Origin of the sequence: Sorangium sp. So ce1153 (assembly GCF_051521595.1) — a bacterium.
In the GTDB taxonomy this organism is placed as follows: domain Bacteria; phylum Myxococcota_A; class Polyangia; order Polyangiales; family Polyangiaceae; genus Sorangium.
In genome coordinates this window covers 8,455,087-8,474,334 of the sequence record NZ_CP150361.1, presented here as the reverse complement: position 1 = coordinate 8,474,334, position 19,248 = coordinate 8,455,087, and the positions used below count along the sequence as shown (strand labels likewise).

The window sequence follows — 19,248 nt, the reverse complement described above, 5'->3', positions numbered from 1 at the left end:
GAGCTGCGAAGACGAAGAAACGACGTCGTCAGCAGCGCGCGAAGCGCCCCGCAGGCCGTAGGCCTAGGCAGGGGCGTAGGGATCGCGCGCGAGGGACGGACATCGGGGAGCAATCTAGCGAACGTCCTCGTGCTTGTCCAGCGGCGAAACAGGGGGGGACGCCGGTGGACGCCGGCGCGCCGGATATGGATGGCGCATGTACGTGGACGCGCACGAGCGCGGGCCGACGATTTCTTTCGTACAGCCCTCCTCCGTGCTCCCCGCGAGCTCTTCGGCCGCTCGCCATCGAATCTCGGAGGCACCCCGCGCACTCGGACGGTCCCGTGCGAGGCGATCTACCGCTTCACGTGCCGGTTGCGCGCCGTCGCACGGCGGCAGGAGCGGTCGCTGCCCCCTGTGAACGAGCCGTATCGGTGGGTTCACGAGCTGCACGTGCGGCTCGTGCCGGGAACGCCGCTCTACATCGCTACCCAGTACGCCATCGACCAGGAGGCAGCGTGGCGGCGCTGTTTCACAGATGGCCGCTTCGAGATAGGTAACGGCGAAGTCGAGCGGCAGCTAAAGGGTTCTTCATGGGTGCGACCTCCCGAGTGGGAGTCATCCTTCAGAGTTTTTATCCGCTCGATTCTCCTCGGATCCCTCTGCGACTGCCGCGTTCTTCGGTCGCTCCGTCGTTGCTGCCCCGTCGAAGGGCGTAGTAGCATGCCGCACATGCCGACGGAACGGGGACGGACGGAGAGTGCGTACGGAGGGACATCTGCGCAACAGCCCAGCCCACGCGCGCCGGTCGCCGGCCGTCCATCGGCCCCCGGCGATCGACCGGAAGCCCCGGGACCGGGCCGGCCTGCGATCTCGGTCCCCAGGGGTGGTGGCGCCATCCGCGGCGTGGGCGAGAAGTTCTCCGTCGACGCCGCCACGGGCGCGGGCGCGATGACAATCCCTATCGCCACGAGCCCCGGCCGTTCGGGGTTCGGTCCGGCGCTCGCCCTCTCTTACGACTCCGGCTCGGGCAACGGCCCTTTCGGCTTCGGATGGTCGCTCTCCTTGCCCGCGATCACCCGCAGGACCGATAAGGGACTGCCGCAGTACCGCGACGCCGACGAGTCGGACGTGTATCTGATCTCGGGTGCCGAGGACCTCGTCCCCGCCCTGGGAACCGACGGCAAGAGGCTCGAGGACACGACCACGGCTCCGGGCTGGGTGATTCACCGGTATCGCCCCCGGATCGAGGGGCTCTTCGCCCGCATCGAGCGGTGGACGGAGACGGCGACCGGCGACGTCCACTGGCGCTCGATGACGACCGACAACGTGACGACCTTGTACGGCCGGGATAACGACTCACGCCTCTTTGATCCGGACGAGCCCGTCCCAGCGCACCCGACGCGCGTCTTCACGTGGCTCATCTGCCAGAGCTTCGACGACAAGGGCAACGCCGTCTCCTACGAGTGGGTCGCGGAAGACGACGCGCGGATCGACCTCTGCCAGGCCAGCGAGGCGCACCGGAGCCGCACGGCCGCCCGTTACCTGAAGCGCGTCAAGTACGGTAACCGCACCTCCCGCCTCGTCCAACCGGACTTGTCCAAGATGGAGTGGTTGTTCGAGGTCGTCCTGGACTACGACGAGGGCCACGTCGAGCTCCTCCCGCTCGACCCTGCGCGCCCCGCCGCCGAGCAGCACCGGTACGTGCGCGCGTCGTCGGCTCCGGCGCGCAGGTGGGCGGTGCGACCAGACCCGTTCTCCTCGTACCGCTCGCGGTTCGAGGTGCGATCGTACCGCCGCTGCCACCGCGTGCTGATGTTCCACCTCTTCCCCGAGCTGGGCGGCGTGCCCTGCTTGGTGCGCTCGGTCGAGATCGACTACGCCGACCTGGATTACTCGCAGCCCGTCTCCATCGAGGACGAGCTGTCGCACCAGGGCAGCACGCGGTTCGCCTCCTTCATTCGGTCCGTCACGCAGCAAGGGTTCGTCAGGGACCCCGACCGGCCGATCGTTGAGGCGGGCAGCGTCGAGTACGTCACGTACCTGAGGAAGGCGCTGCCGCCCGTCGAGCTCGAGTACAGCAAGCCGGTCATCGCCGACGAGATCCGCGAGATCGACGCGGGCAGCGTGGAGAACCTGCCGAGGGGCATCGACGGCGCCGCATATCAGTGGGTCGATCTGGACGGGGAGGGGGTCTCCGGCATCCTCACGGAGCAGGCGGGCGCGTGGTTCTACAAGCCGAACCTGGGAGCGGGTCGGTTCGGCGCGCTCCAGGCGCTCCCGACGAGGCCCGGAGCGTCCTCTCTCTCGCTCGGCGGACAGCAGCTCGTCGACCTCTCGGGGGACGGGCAGCTCGACGTGGTGAGCTTCGACCCGGAGGCCCCAGGCTTCTACGAGCGGACGCCTCAGTCCACCTGGGCGCCCTTCCGTGCTTTCCGGAGGCTGCCGCGCGTGCCCTGGGGCGAGCCGAACGTGCGCTTCGTCGACCTCGACGGCGACGGTCTCGCCGACGTCCTCGTCGGCGAGGACGACGTGTTCACCTTCTACCCCTCCCTGCGGGAGGAGGGCTACGGCCCGGGCCGGGAGGTCCGCCTGCCGCAGGACGAGGAGCGGGGCCCGCGCCTCGTGCTCGCGGACGCGGATCAGTCCATCTACCTCGCCGACATGACGGGCGACGGTCTCACCGATCTCCTGCGGATCAGGAACGGCGAGGTCTGCTACTGGCCGAACCTCGGGTACGGCCGCTTCGGCGCCAAGGTGACGATGGACAATGCGCCCTGGATCGACCGCTCCGCGGAGCTCGACCAGCGGCGCGTGCGCCTCGCCGACGTGGACGGCTCCGGCACCACCGACATTCTCTACCTCGGCCGCGACGGTGTTCGCATCTACTTCAACCAATCGGGCAATCGCTGGAGCGAGGCGCGCCCCCTCTCGCCCTTTCCGGCGGTCGACGATCTCACCACCGTCTCGGCCATCGATCTCCTGGGCAACGGCACGGCCTGCCTGGTCTGGTCGTCGCCGCTCCCCGCCCACGCCCGCCGTCCGCTGCGCTACGTCGACCTCATGGGCGGGCAGAAGCCGCACCTGCTCACGCGATCCGTCAACAACCTCGGCGCGGAGACCCTGATCTCGTACGCCGCCTCCACGAAATTTTACCTCGCGGACAAGGCGGCCCGCACGCCCTGGGTCACGCGGATCCCCTTCCCCGTCCACGTGGTCGAGCGTGTCGAGACGTTCGACCGCATCAGCCGCAACCGGTTCGTGACCCGGTACAGCTACCACCACGGCTACTTCGACGGGGTGGAGCGGGAGATGCGCGGTTTCGGCCGGGTGGACCAGTGGGACACCGAACAGCTCGCCACGCTCGCCGAGAGCGACGCCTTCCCGACGGGCGACAACGTCGACGCCGCGTCGCACGTCCCGCCCGTGCTCACGAGGACGTGGTTCCACACGGGCGTGTACCTCGGGCGGGACCGCGTTTCCCGCTTCTTCGCCGGCTCGGCCGACGGCAGGTACCCGGGCGAATACTACCGTCCGCCGGGCGCCACGGCGGCGGAGGCGCTCGCCCTCCTGCTCCCGGACACGGTGCTCCCCGACCACCTCTTGGCCGACGGCTCCGCCGTGCGCCTGTCGGCGGAGGAGGAGCGGGAGGCCTGCCGCGCCCTCAAGGGATCGGTGCTGCGCCAGGAGGTGTACGCGCTCGACGGCACCGACAAGGAGAAGCACCCCTACGCTGTCACGGAGCAGAACTTCACCGTCGAGATCCTGCAGCGGCGCGGCGAGAACCGCCACGCCGTGTTCTTCACGCACGCCCGGGAGTCGCTCGGCTACCGCCACGAGCGCGCCCTCTTCCCGGTCCTCGGGGGCCAGATCGTCGACGACGCCACCGCCGCGTCGAACCCCGCCGTCGAGTGGCTGCCCGACCCCCGCGTCACCCACACGGTCACCCTGGAGGTCGATCCCTACGGCAACGTGCTCCGGTCCGCCGCCGTCGCCTACGGCCGCCGCTTCCGGGACGCGCGCCTCCCGCAGGACGCCGACCGGGACGAGCAGTCGCGCACGCGCATCACCTGCCATGAGAACGACTTCACCAACCCCGTCGACGGCCCCGGCGACCATCGCAAGCCCGTGCCGTCCGCGGCTCGGGGATACGAGCTGACCGGCCTCGGGCTGCCCGCGGGCCGCGTGCGGTTCACGTTCGAGGAGCTGTCGGTCGCGACCGAGGGCGCCGCGCCGCTCGACTACGAGCAGGCGCCGACCAGCGGGTGGCAGAAGCGGCTGATCGAGGAGACACGCACGCTCTATCGCAGCGACGATCTGAAGATCGCGCTGCCGCGCGGCACGGTGGAGGCGCGGGCGCTGCCGTACGAGACGTACAAGCTCGCCTTCACGTCAGGCCTGATCGAACAGGTCTATGCAGGCCGAGCCACGAGCACGATGCTGGGGGACGAGGCCCGCTACGTCCACAGCGAGGACGACGGCCACTGGTGGATCCCCTCCGGGCGCACCTTCTACTCGCCGGATCCGACCGACGACGCCGCCGCGGAGCTGGCCCACGCCCTCCAGCACTTCTTCCTCCCGTGCCGGTATCGCGATCCCTTCCACACCTCCCTGGTGAGCACGGAGAGCTTCGTCGCATACGACGCCTACAACCTCCTCGTGCAGGAGACGCGGGACGCGATGTCGAATCGCGTCACGGCGGGCGAGCGTGACCCGGATCCGGACCGACCGCTGGTCCGGCAGGGCCTCGACTATCGCGTCCTCTCGCCGTCGCTCGTCATGGATTCCAACCGCAACCGCACGGCCCTGGCGTTCGACGCCCTGGGAATGGTCGCCGGCACCGCCCTGATGGGGAAGCCGGAGGACCTCCCGGCCCTCGGCGACGTGCTCGGTCCCGGGTTCCACGCCGACCTGACCCTCGCGCAAATCGACCAGTTCTTCGCCGCCCCCAAGGGCCCCGCCGCGGCCGCCCTGCTCGACGGCGCCACGTCGCGGTTCGTCACGGACGTCCTCGCCTACCATCGCGAGCCGGACCCGGACAAGAAGCCTCCCCCCTTCGCCGCCGCGCTGGTCCGCGAGTCGCACGTGAGCGACGGCGTCCCCGCGGGCCGCCCGCCGATCCAGTGCGCCTTCTCCTACTCCGACGGCTTCGGCCGGGAGATCCAGAGAAAAGTCCAGGCCGAGCCCGGGCCGGCCCCGCAGCGCGGCGCCGACGGAAGAGTCCTGGTGGGCCTGGACGGGCAGCCGCTCATGACCTCTGGCGACATCGATCCGCGCTGGGTGGGCACCGGCTGGACGGTCTTCGACAACAAGGGCAATCCGGTCCGCAAGTACGAGCCGTTCTTCACGGACACGCACCGCTTCGAGCTGGACGTGCGGCTCGGCGTGAGCCCCGTGGCGCTCTACGACCCCGTGGGGCGCGTGGTCGCCATGCTGCTGCCCAACCATACGTGGGAGAAGGTCGTCTTCGATCCGTGGCGGCAAGCGACCTGGGACGTGTCCGACAACGTGCTGGTCTCCGATCCGAGGGCGGACGCCGACGTGGGAGCGCTCGTGAGCCGCCTCCCGGACGCCGACTACCTGCCGAGCTGGTACGATCAGCGGAAGGGCGGCGCGCTCGGTCCTGACGAGCAGGCCGCGGCGAGCAAGGCGGCCGTGCACGCGGGCTCGCCCACCGTATTCCACGCCGACGCGCTGGGGAGGACGTTCCTCACGGTCCAGCACAACCGGTACAAGTACAGCAACACGCCGCCTGTGGATCCGCCGGTCGACGAGCGCTACGAGACCCGCGTCCTCCTCGACGTCGAGGGGAACGAGCGAGAGGTCCGGGATCCCCAGGGCCGGCTGGTGGTCCGCTACCTCTATGACCTGCTGGGCAACCGCGTGCGAAAGGCCAGCATGGAGGCCGGCGAGCGCTGGACGCTGGACGACGTCCGAGGCCGGCACCTCTACGGCTGGGACGACCTGGGGCGCCGGTTCCGCACGGCCTATGACCCGCTCCGGCGGCCGACGGACACGACCCTGAACACCGGCGGACCGGACGACCTGGTGATCGAGCGGTGCGTCTACGGAGAGACGGAGCCGAGCCCGGAGGTCAAGAACCAGCGCGGCAAGACCGTGCAGGTCTTCGATCAGGCGGGCGTCGTCACGGCCGACGAGTACGACTTCAAGGGGAACCCGCTCGTGAGCCGGCGCCAGCTCGCGCAGGACTACAGGGGCACGATCGACTGGTCGGGCGCCGTGCCGCTCGCGGACACGTTCTCCAGCGGTACGCGCTACGACGCCCTGAACCGGCCCACGCTGCTCACCATGCCGGACGAGAGCGTCGTCCGGCCCTCCTACAACGCAGCGGGGCTGATCGAGCGGGTGGACGCGAACCTGCGCGGCGCGACGAAGGACGGCCAACCCGTGTGGACGCCCTTCGTCACCGACATCGACTACGACGCCAAGTCACGACGCACCCGGATCGAGCACGGCAACGGCGCCCGCACGACCTACGCGTATGATCCGCTCACCTTCCGCCTCGCGCGCCTCGTCACGCGGCGCGAGCCCGCCGCCTTCCCCGGAGACTGCCCGGATCCGCCGCCCTCGGGCTGGCCCGGCTGCCAGGTCCAGAACCTGAGGTACACATACGACCCCGCCGGGAACGTCACGCGGATCAAGGACACCGCCCAGCAGACCATCTACTTCCGCAACACGAGGGTCGAGCCCGGCGCCGAGTACACCTACGACGCCAACCACCGCCTGATCGAGGCGACGGGGCGCGAGCACCTCGGGCAGGTCGGCGGCTCCCCCATCCCCCACTCGTACAACGATTCCCCGCGCAGCGGGCTCCCTCACCCCAACGACGGGAACGCGATGGGGCGCTACCTCGAACGGTACGTGTACGACTCGGTGGGAAACCTCCTGTCGATGCAGCACCGGGGCATCGGCCCTTCGAACCCCGGCTGGACACGCACGTACGCGTATCGAGAGCCCAGCCAGCTCGAGGCGGGCACGCGGAGCAACCGCCTGACCCGCACGACCGTGGGCGCCGAAGCCGAGATCTACAGCACGGCGGGAGACGGCTACGACGCGCACGGCAACATGCTGCGGATGCCGCACCTCCACGCTGTGGAGTGGGATTTCGAGGACCGGCTGCGGATGACGCGACGACAGGCGGTGAACGCGTCGGACGCGGACGGCGTCGCGAAGCAGGGCGAGCGCACCTATTACGTCTACGACGCGGCCGGGCAGCGCGTGCGCAAGGTGACGGAGCGCAAGGACGGCACGATCAAGGACGAGCGCATCTACCTCGGGGCGTTCGAGGTCTACCGGAGGCAAGGGGGCAGCCCGCTCGTGCGCGAGACGCTGCACGTGATGGACGGCGGGCGGCGCTTGGCCCTCATCGAGACCCGCACGATGGGGACCGAGGACGGCGCGCCGGCGCAGCTCGTCCGCTACCCGTACGGAAACCACCTCGGGTCCGCCGTCCTGGAGCTCTCCGATCAGGCACAGATCCTCTCCTACGAGGAGTACACGCCCTACGGCAGCACCTCGTACCAGGCGGTGCGCAGCCAGACGGAGGCGCCGAAGCGATACCGAAGCACCGGCAAGGAGCGGGACGAGGAGAACGGGCTCTACTACCACGGGGCGAGGTACTACGCGCCGTGGCTGGGGAGGTGGACGAGCGCCGACCCGGCGGGGATGGTGGATGGCCCGGGGTTGTACACGTACGTTCGAGGGAACCCGATCGGTCTCAGGGACCCGAGCGGCAAGCAGAGCGAGACCGACACACGCGTCGCCCAGATGACGGACGCGCAGCTCTACAGGCACCTGAAGGGAGCCTCCGCAGAGGCGCGTGCGTCATTTCGCGATTCGACGACGGGTCTCTTCAGGACCAGGACCCAGGCAATGCTCGACAAGTACGGCCTGGCTACAGCTTACGCGATCCCGGAGATCACCATTCACGGGGAGGTCCCCAGGGGACCCGCGCCACGCGCGTCTCCGCCGGTCGAGTTCAAGGAGGACAGGGGCGTCAACTTCGTCACGATGAGCGCGCCGGAGCCGTACGTCGTGGCTCGAGACGCCGGGAAGACATTCACCGATAGCGCCGTCGCGACGGATACTCCGAGCAGTACTGAAGTCGTGATCAATGCGAACCTGTATGAGAAGACGACGACATTGCCGTCGGGGAGCATGGGACCTGCGGACTTGTCTGCGTACAGGGCACAGGGCGAAGTCGTCAGCCGGAGTGCGGTTGTCGGAGGGCGACCCTCGCCGCAGACATTTTTCTTCGCATGGACCAGGTCTCCAGCCGCTGCCTGGTCGTTCGGCCAAGGCAATCCGCCGCACAACGCAGATGTCGCTTTCGGCGGAGGGATCCCCGTGATTGTCAATGGTATGCCGTACGGACCCACCAACCAGTACGCGTCCGGCGCCCCGGCCGGTCTCCCCGCCACGGGAGATCCGGGCGAAGGGAATCGTGGTCTCCTCGTCCAGCGCAGCAATGCCGCGTTCGCCGCTCAGGAGAGCAAGGGACCAGGGCTTGGAAAGGTGGTCATGGGCGTCCGGCCCGACAGCAATACATTGGTCATCGCGGTGGAGAGACATGGCGCATCTCCGGGGATGAGCCTTTCCGAGATTCGGGATTCGCTCATCAAGCTCGGCGTCGACAACGCGCTCGCTTGGGACGGATCCGACTCCGCGACCCTGGTCCATGACCGTGCGGTGATGGTCCCGCCTGGGTCCTGGAAGAACAATACGATTCCCTTTGGCATCGGGCTTCGACGATGATGAAGCTCATCGTCCCCGCTCTGATCTTCATCCTGTCGGTGACCCTGATCACTTACTCCGATTCGGGACGCTTTCTTTTTGCCGGCGGGAGCGACAGCAATCATACCCTATTGGCGCCGAACGGATATCTCATGCTCCTGGTGGTCGGCGTCATCGTGATCTGCGTCACGGCCGTATCACGCTCGCGTTCGCGGGCGGCGACCGTCGTCTGCCTGGCGCTGTCGCTGGTGCTCTGGGTCGCTTGCGGACGCACCGTGGCCGTCGTCTCGGATGGTCGCATCGTTGCAGGCTGGTTCTTCCTTCATACCACGACGATCGATTTGCGAGAAGATGACGAGGACCCGGAGGCGTACGCCGCTCGCACGCGTGTGACCGTATCACGTCCTTGGTGCCTCGATCTGCACACCGCGACGCGCAGCGCGCGGCTCTTCGTGGGACCCGAGCTGATCCGTCCGCTGGTCACCGTGCTCCGCTCCCGGGGCTTCACCATCGTCGAGGAGCGGCGGTGATGGCCGTACGCTGCCCGCCCGCAGTGACCCGAGGACCTTCCCACGAGGAGCCGACGACATGAACAAAGACATCCGTACCGTCCGTGGGTTCGTCCGGTTCGCGGACGGCCACCCCGCCCGTGGAGTGAAGGTCGCCGCTTTCGACAGGGATCTCCGCAGCGAGCGCGCGCTCGGGCACACCGAGGCCGGCAAGGACGGCGCCTACCGGATCGACTACTCCGGAGAGCAGGGCTGCGAGCGCGAGAGGGATACCCCCGATCTCGTCGTCAAGGCGTTCGGCGCTGAGGGCGCCCTCCTCGTCGCGTCGCCGATCCGGTTCGACGCGCCCCGGCTCGTGACGATCGATCTGACCATCCCGAAAGAGCGCCGCCGGCCACCGCCGCTCTTCGAGAAGATCGGGGAGGCCGTCCGCCCCGCGCTCTCGGGCGTGACGCCCGGGGAGCTGGAGGAGGACCAGGAGCACCAGGACCTCACGTACCTCGCCGGGGGAACCGGCTTCGACAAGGCGGCGCTCGCGCGGTACGTCCTCTCGCACCGCCTCGCGGCGCAGCACCTCCCGGCGGAGCTCTGGTTCGCCCTCCTGGGCGGCTCGGCGCTCCGTTACGACGACGCGCGCAGCCTGGCCGACAACCTGAAGACCGCGTCCGCGGCGCTGGCCGCGCTGGGCGAAGCGGCGGCGCGGAGGGCGCTCGCGGCGAGCATCGCCAAGGGCGACGTCCACCCGGCCTCGCCCGCGCACGTCGATGCCTGGATCGAGGCCTTCCTGGCGTGGAGCGCCCGCGCGGGCCTCGGCGACGCGGACGCCCCCACCTTCGCCGGGCAAGCGCTCGATCACGCGAAGATCGGCGTCGCGGCGAGGCGGGAGGCGTTCGCCCGGCTGTACGCGCAGCACCAGGCACCCACGCCGGCGCTCTGGGACGCGCTGGGGAAGGAGGGCTCGTTCAGCCACGCGGAGGTCGCGGACCTGCGCACGTCCTATCGCCTCGCGGACCTGACACAGGGAGACTTCTCCGTCGTCAAGGCGCTCAAGGACACCTTCGACCTCCGGCGACCCGAGCAGCTCGCGACGCTGGCGAAGCAGAGCGAGGGCGACTGGGTCCAGTTGATCCGGAGCAAGAGCGAGGCGCGCGCGATCCAGATCCCGATCGCCTTCGGCCAGGCGACCCCTGCGCAGCCGAGCGCGGCGGAGGTGTACGGAAAGGCGCTGAGCCGGAGCTTCCGCGAGGCGTTCCCGACAGCGGCGTTCAGCGGCGGGCTGGAGCGGGCCATGAAGACCGGCGGTCCGCGCGGGCTGCGCCACGGGAAGGCCCTGTCCGCCTTCCTCGACGCCCACGCCGGCTTCGACCTCGTACACACCCGGATCGACGACTTCCTGTCGCGGGAGGTCCGCGCAGAATTTCGCGGCCCGGCCGAGGATCCGAGCTTCCGCAGCGAGGTGATGGCCCTTCAGCGCGTCTTCAAGCTCGCCCCGACCTTCGAGGCGGCGGACGTGCTGCTCGCGGACGGCGTGCACTCGGCCCAGAGGATCTACCGGATGGGCGCGAGCGCCTTCGTGCGGCGCTACTCGGGACGCGCGGGCATGTCCGCGGCGGAGGCGCAGGCCGCCTGGAACCGCGCCGCCCAGACACACGCCCAGGCCCTGACGATCGCCCTTGACCTCAAGTCACTCGATCCCGGCACGCTGCCCGCGGCGATCCCGACCAGCGGCGACGCGCTCTCGACGTTCCCCGACTACGAGAACCTCTTCCGGGCCGGCGACGTCTGCTCTTGCGAGGACTGCCGATCTGTCCTCAGCCCGGCGGCCTACTTCGCTGACACCCTGATGTTCCTCCGCGATCGCAGGGCGAAGAACCCCGCCTCCTCGGTCAAGGACGTCCTGTTCGCGCGCCGGCCCGACCTCGGGTACCTGGAGCTCAACTGCGACAACGCGCTGACCCCGCTGCCGTACGTGGACGCCGTGTGCGAGGTGCTGGAGCGGGTGATCTCCGGCGGCGCGAGCGACGTCGAGCTGGCCGGCCTCGGCGCCGTGCCCGCGGCCCCCGCCCTCGCGAAGACGGCCGTGGCGAACGCGCTGTCGGCGGCGAAGCTCAGCGCTGGCGCCGACTTCACGCTCTCGCGGGTCGATCCCGCGAACCCGGACCTCTGGGTCGTGCACGGCGACGGTGCGACGTACCTGCTGAAGAAGAAGGCGACGCCCAACTTCTTCGCCGAGCTCCTGCCGAACACCAAGGCGAGCGCCGAGGAGCTGCGCGCCTATCCGGCCTACGTCGACCCGGCCGCGTACGCCGCCCTGCGGCAGGCCAGGTTCCCGGGGAGCTTGCCGTTCGACCTCTTCGGCGCCGAGGTGCGGGCGACCTTCGAGAAGTCAGGCCTCTCGCGCTGGGACCTGATGCGCACCCTGCGCGGTCCCGCGGCCCCCAACAACCCCTCGGACGGCGACATCGCCGCCGAGTACTTCGGCATCAGCAGCGACCCGGCCGCGGCGTTCGACGAGAAGCGGCTCCTCCTCGCGGAGGACACCACGACCGCGGGGCAGCAGGCCGTCTGGGGCGAGACGGGTAACCCCGGCTGGTTGAACACCTTGGCCAACGTGAAGACGTTCCTGCGCAAGACGGCCCTCGGGTACGAGGATCTCCTCGCGCTGCTCGATCTCCGCTTCATAAACCCGGCGTCGGACATCTCCATCCAGCACCTGGACGCCTCCTGCGACACCGACAAGAAGCGCCTCCAGGGCCTCACCCTCGAGAAGCTCGACAGGATCCACCGCTTCCTCCGCCTGTGGCGCAAGCTCGACGGCTGGAAGCCGTGGGAGGTCGATCTCGTGATCCGCGCTCCGGCCATCGGCGCCGGGAGGCTGGACGAGGCGTTCCTGGTGAACCTTCATTCCTTCGATCAGCTCAAGCGCAGGGCCTCCTCTCGGGCCACCGTGTCGCGGGTCGCCGCGCTCTTCGGCGCCCTGGACCATGACACTCACTTCACCCATGCCCACGAGAAGCGCGAGGACGGCCTCTACCAGAGCCTCTTCCTCAACAAGAAGCTCGTCCAGCCGCTCGATCCCGCCTTCGAGGTGGCGAGGGTGAGCGTCGCGGGGCCGACGGCGGAGAAGATCTCCGGCCATCGCCCCGCCGTGCTCGCGGCGCTGGGTGTGCGCGAGGCGGACCTCGACCTGCTCTCCGGCCTCATCCGCGCGTGGGACGGACAGCCGTACATCACCGACGATCTCACGCTGGCCAATCTGTCGTTCCTCTGGCGCCACGCCTGGCTCGCGAAGCTCCTCGCCCTCAACACGGACGAGTACGCCACGCTCCTCAAGCTCCTCGGGAAAGACCTCCAGCCGGTCGTCGACGCGGCGACCGGCCAGACCTTCGTCGATCCGAGATCGGCCCTGGCCTTCGTCGAGAGCGCGGATCAGCTCAAGGCGAGCGGGTTCTCGCCCGACGAGTTGAACTTCATCCTCACGGCGGACCGGTCCGCGAGGTCCGCCGTCAAGGAGGCTGATGCGGCGCGGTTCCTCATGGGCCTGCGCACGACGCTCCAGGCGATCCTCAAGGAGTACGACCCGACTCGATACCAGGCCCTGAACCCGCCCTCCGATCCCGACGCCCTCGCGACGTTGCTCCTGTCGCTGCTCGCCCTGCTCCACAGGGATGAGGCAGGCGCGCAGGCCTTCGTCGACACGCTCCGGGACGCGGTGTGCCTGCAGGCGGCGGCGCCGGGGCTCCCCGCGGGGTTCGATTTCCCGGCGGCGATCAAGGCCGCGATCCCGATCCGCTGCGGCGGGGCAGCGACCTTGCACTTCACAGGGCTGATGACGAACGCCCAGAAGAACGAGCTCTTGAGCGATCCGTCGCTGGTGGCCGTCGCCGGGATCGCCTCGTACCAGGCGGCCATTGAAGAGCTGTTCCAACGCCCGCGGCTGCTCCTCAAGGTCTTCGACCCGGTGTTCACGGCGCCGCTCCCGAGCCTGCCCGCGACGGTGGACTTCGACACGCTCGCAGACAAAGCGCTGGCTCAGAAGGTATCGTATGATCCCTCGCTGCGCGCGCTCGTCCTCACGGGCATCCTGTCCGCGGACGACAAGGCCGCGCTCGACGGCCTCTCCGCCGAGCCGGCCTACCGGCAGGCCGTCAACAGCCTGTTCACTCAGCCTGCCCTCGGCGCCTTCCCGGCGGACCAGCTCTGGCTCCAGGACACCGACTTACAGCTCCCGCTCACCAATCACCTCACGGACAACCTCACCACGGCCATCACGAAGGCGCTGGTCTACCTCGGCAGGACGCTGTCCGAGGCCGCGGTCGTCCAGCAGATGGCCGCCCAGCTCGGCCTGGCCGAAGGGCTGACGCGCCGGCTGCTCTCGGAGTACGCCGTCATGCCAGGGCAGCTCACGGTGCTCGCCCACCTGACAGGCCCGTTCGCGGCCACATCTGGCGTCGTGGACTACGCGACGCTCCCCGCCACGTTCGACGGGTGGTTCTGGGCGAACCGAGCCGCTGCTCTGTGGAGGAAGTGGAAGCTCACCCTGGCCGAATGGGAGAGCCTCCGCGCCATCGCCACCCAGGCGAAGCTGCTCGACTTCGCGACCTTGCCGCTGAACGCCGCGGCGCCGATCGTGCGGTTCGATCTCTTTCAACGAACGAGCCGCCTGATCCGCTTCAAAGCCGCGCTCCCCGAGACGAGCGCCGCGCTCCTGGACGTCCTCGCGGACCTGGCCGGTGGGGCGTACGCCTCGGCGGCGGACTTCGCGGCGGACGTGGCGCTGCTGAACGGTGTGTGGAGCAGCGCCGACGTGCAGGCCCTCACGGCGTCGCTCGACCTGGCGTATCCGGGCGACTACCTGCTCGCGGAGAGCTGGGAGCGGATGCGGAGAGCATTCTACTTCACCGACAACCTCAACGCGAGCGTGGACACCGTCAAGGCGTTCGCCGCCGCCGCCATGGCCCTCGATCACGCGAACACCCTCAAGGGCCTGATGCGCTCCAAGCTCGGCCATGACACCTGGCTCGGCCTGAGCGCGGAGATCCAGGACGCGCTCCGGGAGCGTAAGCGCGACGCCCTCTCGGCCTTCCTGCTCGCCCGGCCCCAGCCTCCCTTCGCCCCCACGGGTAAGTGGGAGAACACGAACGACCTCTACGCCTATTACCTCCTCGACGTGGAGATGTGCTCCTGCACGCTGACCAGCCGGCTGGTACAGGCGTCGGGATCGGTCCAGCTCTTCGTACAGCGCTGCTTCATGGGCGTCGAGCCCGACGTCGTCGTGAAGGACGACGGCGACGACGGCGACAGCGCGTGGCGCTGGTGGACCTGGATGCGGAAGTACCGCGTGTGGGAGGCGAACAGGAAGGTGTTCCTCTGGCCTGAGAACTGGATCGAGCCCGAGCTGAAGAAGGATCGTTCCTCGTTCTTCAAGGACCTGGAGAGGGACATCCTCCAGAACGACGTCAACCAGGACACCGTCCGCGGCGCGTTCGCCGCTTACCTCGAGAAGCTGGACGGGGTGGCGCAGCTCGAGGTCGCGGGCTTCTACCAGGAGGACGAGGGCGACGACACGATCGTCCACGTGTTCGGCCGCACGAGGGGCGCCGATCCGCACCTCTACTACTACCGACGCTTCGACTACCGGCAGTGGACCCCATGGGAGAAGGTGGATGTGGATATCCAGGGCGACTACCTCGTGCCTGCGGTGGTCGGCGGCCGTCTGTTCCTCTTCTGGCCCGTCTTCACGGAGGTGCCGGACGAGAAGGGCAACCACACCGTATCCACCCCCGACATCAACCAGAGCAATGTCCCGCTCCAGCCGGCCAAGAAGAGGCTCAAGCTCCAGATGGCGGTGAGCGACTACCGGCAGGGGAAGTGGACCCCCAAGCGCGTGTCCAAGGACTTCGACCGGAGCTATTCGTACGACGTGGAGATCGTGCACAAGCACTACGTCTTCTACCCTGTCGATCTGTCGGACGTCGACGGGCGGTTCGGCGTCTGTTATCGGGGCTACAGCGTCGACAAGGACGACAACGATCTGGCTTATCTATCAGGATCTTTCGAGGTCTCCGGCTGCCGGGGTATCCCCGAGATCTCGAATCTGTCTACCAGCTTCCGGCCCGCCCTCTGGCCCACGGCGGAGTCCGTCGGAGGGGACCCGACGTTCCTCCGGTGGGCGGAGCTCCCCGATCGGAAGGACGCGCCGGCGAACGACCTCACGCTGGTGAGCTCGGTGTCGGCCTCCCGCCGGACGGAGGTGCTGCAGCAGACGCCGTGGCGCTTCCAGGTGTCCCCGCCGTGGCACTTCTCCTACCTCGACCGGCTCCTCGCGGACGGGCTGCTCGCGCGCTCCGGGACCGCCGGCGCCGCGAATGTCTCGGCGTCCTATCTGGCCAGCGAGCTCCGCGAGACGCCGGTCGGGAGCTGGCTGCCGTTCTTCTACAACGACAAGAAGCGTACGTTCTTCGTCCTGCCGTCGACTCCCGTGCTCGAGAAGGGGAGGCCCCGCAGGTACTACCCGGACGTCAAGGGTCTGGTGAAGAAACTGAACGACCTCTTCGAGGGATGGGTCCGGACACGGGTCGATGCGTACGACCTTGGCACCTTGAATCCAGCGAAGCGAGCGTACGTGGAGCAGCTCCTCGCCGCGCAGTTCCCGGGCGAGATCGTCCCGCCCTTCACCGACGACCAGGTGAAGGACCTCCTCGTCCGGCACCTCATGCGGTTCGTCCACTACTACCTGGGCCTACGGTCGCTGATGATCTTTCAGTACCGGCAGTTCGACTTCCGGAGCTTCTATCACCCCTTCGTCTGCGACTTCTTGAAGCTCGTCTACGACCCGCTCCAGGGCGTGCCCGCGCTCATGACACGCGAGACACAGCTCAAGGACAGCGGCTTCAGCTTCGAGCACGTTTACCAGCCGACCGTCTGGGTGGTCGACCGGTTCGACCGGACCCGCTACCCCGCGGAGGTCGTGGACTTCACGCCGGACGGCGCCTATTCGTCCTACAACTGGGAGCTGTTCTTCCACGCGCCGCTCCTCATCGCCAACGCGCTGAGCCAGAACCAGCGCTTCGAGGAGGCGCGCGACTGGTACCACTATATCTTCAACCCGATGGGCGCTGAGAGCGCAGCGGCAGGCGGCTCGCCGATGAGCAAGTACTGGATCACCAAGCCGTTCTTTGAGACGACGGATCCTGCGTACGTGCAGCAACGCATCGACAGCATCCTGCGCATGCTCGCGGGCGACACGACGGTGACCGGCTATTCGGGGGCGACGAAGAAGGCGCTCGAGGATCAGGTCAAGGACTGGCGGACGAATCCATTCGACCCGCACCGGATCGCGAGCTACCGCACGGTGGCATACCAGAAAACCGTCTTCATGAAGTACCTGGACAACCTGATCGCCTGGGGCGATTTTCTGTTTCGTCAGGACAGTATGGAGAGCATCAACGAGGCGACGCAGCTCTATGTCCTCGCGGCCGAGCTGCTCGGCCCGCGGCCCATGAAGGTGCCGCCGCAGGGGAAGCCGCCCCTGGAAAGCTACGCCGAGCTGGAGAAGAAGCTCGACGTCTCCGCCGATGCGCTCGTGGAGCTCGAGAACCTCGTCCCGCTGCAGTCGGGCGGCGGCGGGAGTGGGCAGGACACCGCGCCGATCCCCATGCTCTACTTCTGCATCCCGCAGAACGACAAGCTGCTGGCCTACTGGGACACGGTGGCGGACCGGCTCTACAAGATCCGGCACTGCCTGAACATCGAGGGCGTGGCGCGGCGGCTCGCGCTGTTCGAGCCGCCCGTCGATCCGGGAGCCCTCGTGAAGGCGGCGGCGGCGGGCATCGACATCGGCGCGGCGCTCGCGGACCTCGACGCGCCGCTGCCGCTCTACCGGTTCGGCGTGCTCCTCGCGAAGGCGAACGAGATCACGGGCGAGGTGAAGGCCCTCGGCGCGGCCCTCCTCGCGGTCCTCGAGAAGAACGACGCCGAATGCCTCAGCCTGCTCCGGCAGGATCAAGAGATCCGCCTGCTCGAAGCGGTGAAGGGACTCCGCGAGAGCCAAGTCGAAGAGGCGAAAGAGAGCCTGGAGAACGCAAAGCGGGCGAAGGAGCTCGCGCAGATCAAGCATACCTACTACTCGAGCCGGGAGTTCATGAACGCTGGGGAGGCGGTGGCGGTCGAGCTCAACAAGGCGTCCACCGCGATCGACGCCGGGATCGCCATCGGATACACCCTCGCCGGCGGGCTGAAGCTCATCCCCAACTTCGTCCTCGGCGCCGCCGGTTTCGGAGGCTCTCCGGAGGCGAGCGCCGAGACAGGCGGCAAGTCCTTCGGCGACTCGGCCGAGGACCTCGTGAGGACTCTGGAGTCGATCGCAAAGGGGCTGGACAAGGCCGCGGCCCTGTCCGGCACGGTTGCCTCGTACCAGCGACGCCGCGACGACTGGAACTTTCAGAACGACCTCGCGACGAAGGAGATGGAACAGATCGACCGGCAGATCGCCGCGGCCGAGCTGCGGATCGCGATCGCGCAGAAGGAGCTCGATAACCAGGCCCTCCAGATCGAGAACGCGCGCGCGACGAACGATTTCATGAGGTCCAAGTACACGAACCAGGATCTCTACCGGTGGCAGATCGGCCAGATCTCGGGCGCGTACTTCCAGAGCTACAAGCTCGCCGTGGACCTCGCGAAGCGCGCCGAGCGCTGCTTCCGCTTCGAGCTTGGCCTAGCGGCCTCGAGCTTCATCTCGTTCGGCTACTGGGACAACCTGAAGAAGGGTCTCCTCGCGGGCGAGGCGCTCCAGTACGACCTCAGGCGGATGGAGGCCGCGCACCTGGCCCAGAACCGCCGCGAGCTGGAGCTGGTCAAGCACGTGTCGCTCAAGCTCCTCGACCCGCTCGCGCTCGTGAAGCTGCGCGAGACCGGGCGGTGCTTCTTCGAGCTTCCGGAGGAGCTTTTCGACCTCGACTATCCCGGCCACTACTTCCGCCGCATCAAGTCGGTGAGCCTGACACTGCCTTGCGTGGCCGGCCCCTACACGACGATCTCGGCGACGCTGCGGCTCCTCAAGAACAGCATCCGCACGAACACCAAGAACGGTGACGACGGCTATCCGCGCAATACGGACGAACAGGGTCTCCTGGCCGACGACGCGCGCTTCGTCGAGACGAACGTGCCGGTGAAGAGCATCGCCGCGAGCGGCGGCCAGAACGATAGCGGGCTGTTCGAGCTCTCCTTCCGCGACGAGCGCTACCTCCCATTCGAGGGAGCGGGGGCCATCAGCGTGTGGTCGCTGGAGCTCTTCAACGACCTGGCCTCCAACAACCCTGATCCGGCGAACCCGGACTTCGGCCGGCCGCTGCGGCAGTTCGACTACGGATCCATCACCGACGCCGTGCTGCACATCAAGTACACGGCGAGGGAGGACGCCGGCCCGTTCAGGAGCGCCGCGATCAAGCACCTGCGCGACCACTTCGCGCCTCAGGGTGCGGGGACGCCGTCGCTGCTCCTGCTCGACCTCAGGCGCGACTTCCCGACGCCGTGGAGCCGCTTCCAGCGTCCGACCAAGCCGGCGGACGGCAACGTGTTGGAGCTCGACATCTCCGCCGATACCTTCCCGCTGCGCGATGCGGGGAAGACGCTCCAGATCAACACGATCTGGCTGCTCGCCCGCTGCACCGGCGCTGCGGCCTACACCGTGACGCTGACGCCACCGCTGTCTGCGCCCGCGCCCGCGGGCGCGAGCACGATGAGCCTGAGCGCGTCCGGCGCCTACGGCGGCCTGCACTTCGGCCAGAAGGACGTGTCCGCAGCCGGCGTCACGGTGGTGCCGACGGCTCCGCCCGTCACGTGGAAGCTCAAGGTCACGCCCCCGCATGCTGGCAACCTGACGGTGGATCCCGTGGAGATGGGCGATCTGCTCCTCGTGCTGGGGTACGACTGGACATAGTGTCCCGGGTCGTTCACCTGCCGGACAGGCCGGGAGGCCTCCGGAATCGAGGCGTCGACCTCTCCT

3 protein-coding genes are annotated in these 19,248 nt (G+C 68.5%); all 3 read left to right on the top strand.

What is annotated here, in order from left to right; translation table 11 throughout:
- Positions 1 to 189: 189 nt before the first annotated feature.
- Genes WME85_RS30445 through WME85_RS30435 form a run of 3 tightly spaced genes read left to right on the top strand, consistent with a single transcriptional unit; the run spans position 190 to position 19,182 of the window.
- A complete protein-coding gene (locus tag WME85_RS30445) occupies positions 190 to 8,754 on the top strand; it encodes a SpvB/TcaC N-terminal domain-containing protein (protein WP_437826318.1) in 8,565 nt (2,854 codons plus the stop codon).
- Positions 8,751 to 9,263: a hypothetical protein gene (locus WME85_RS30440; protein WP_437826316.1), complete on the top strand. Its 513-nt coding sequence runs from the start codon at positions 8,751 to 8,753 to the stop codon at positions 9,261 to 9,263. Before WME85_RS30445 ends, WME85_RS30440 begins: the two co-directional genes overlap by 4 nt.
- A 58-nt stretch (positions 9,264 to 9,321) precedes the next feature.
- Positions 9,322 to 19,182, top strand: a complete 9,861-nt coding sequence (locus WME85_RS30435) for a neuraminidase-like domain-containing protein (RefSeq protein WP_437826314.1) — start codon at positions 9,322 to 9,324, stop codon at positions 19,180 to 19,182.
- Positions 19,183 to 19,248: the final 66 nt, after the last annotated feature.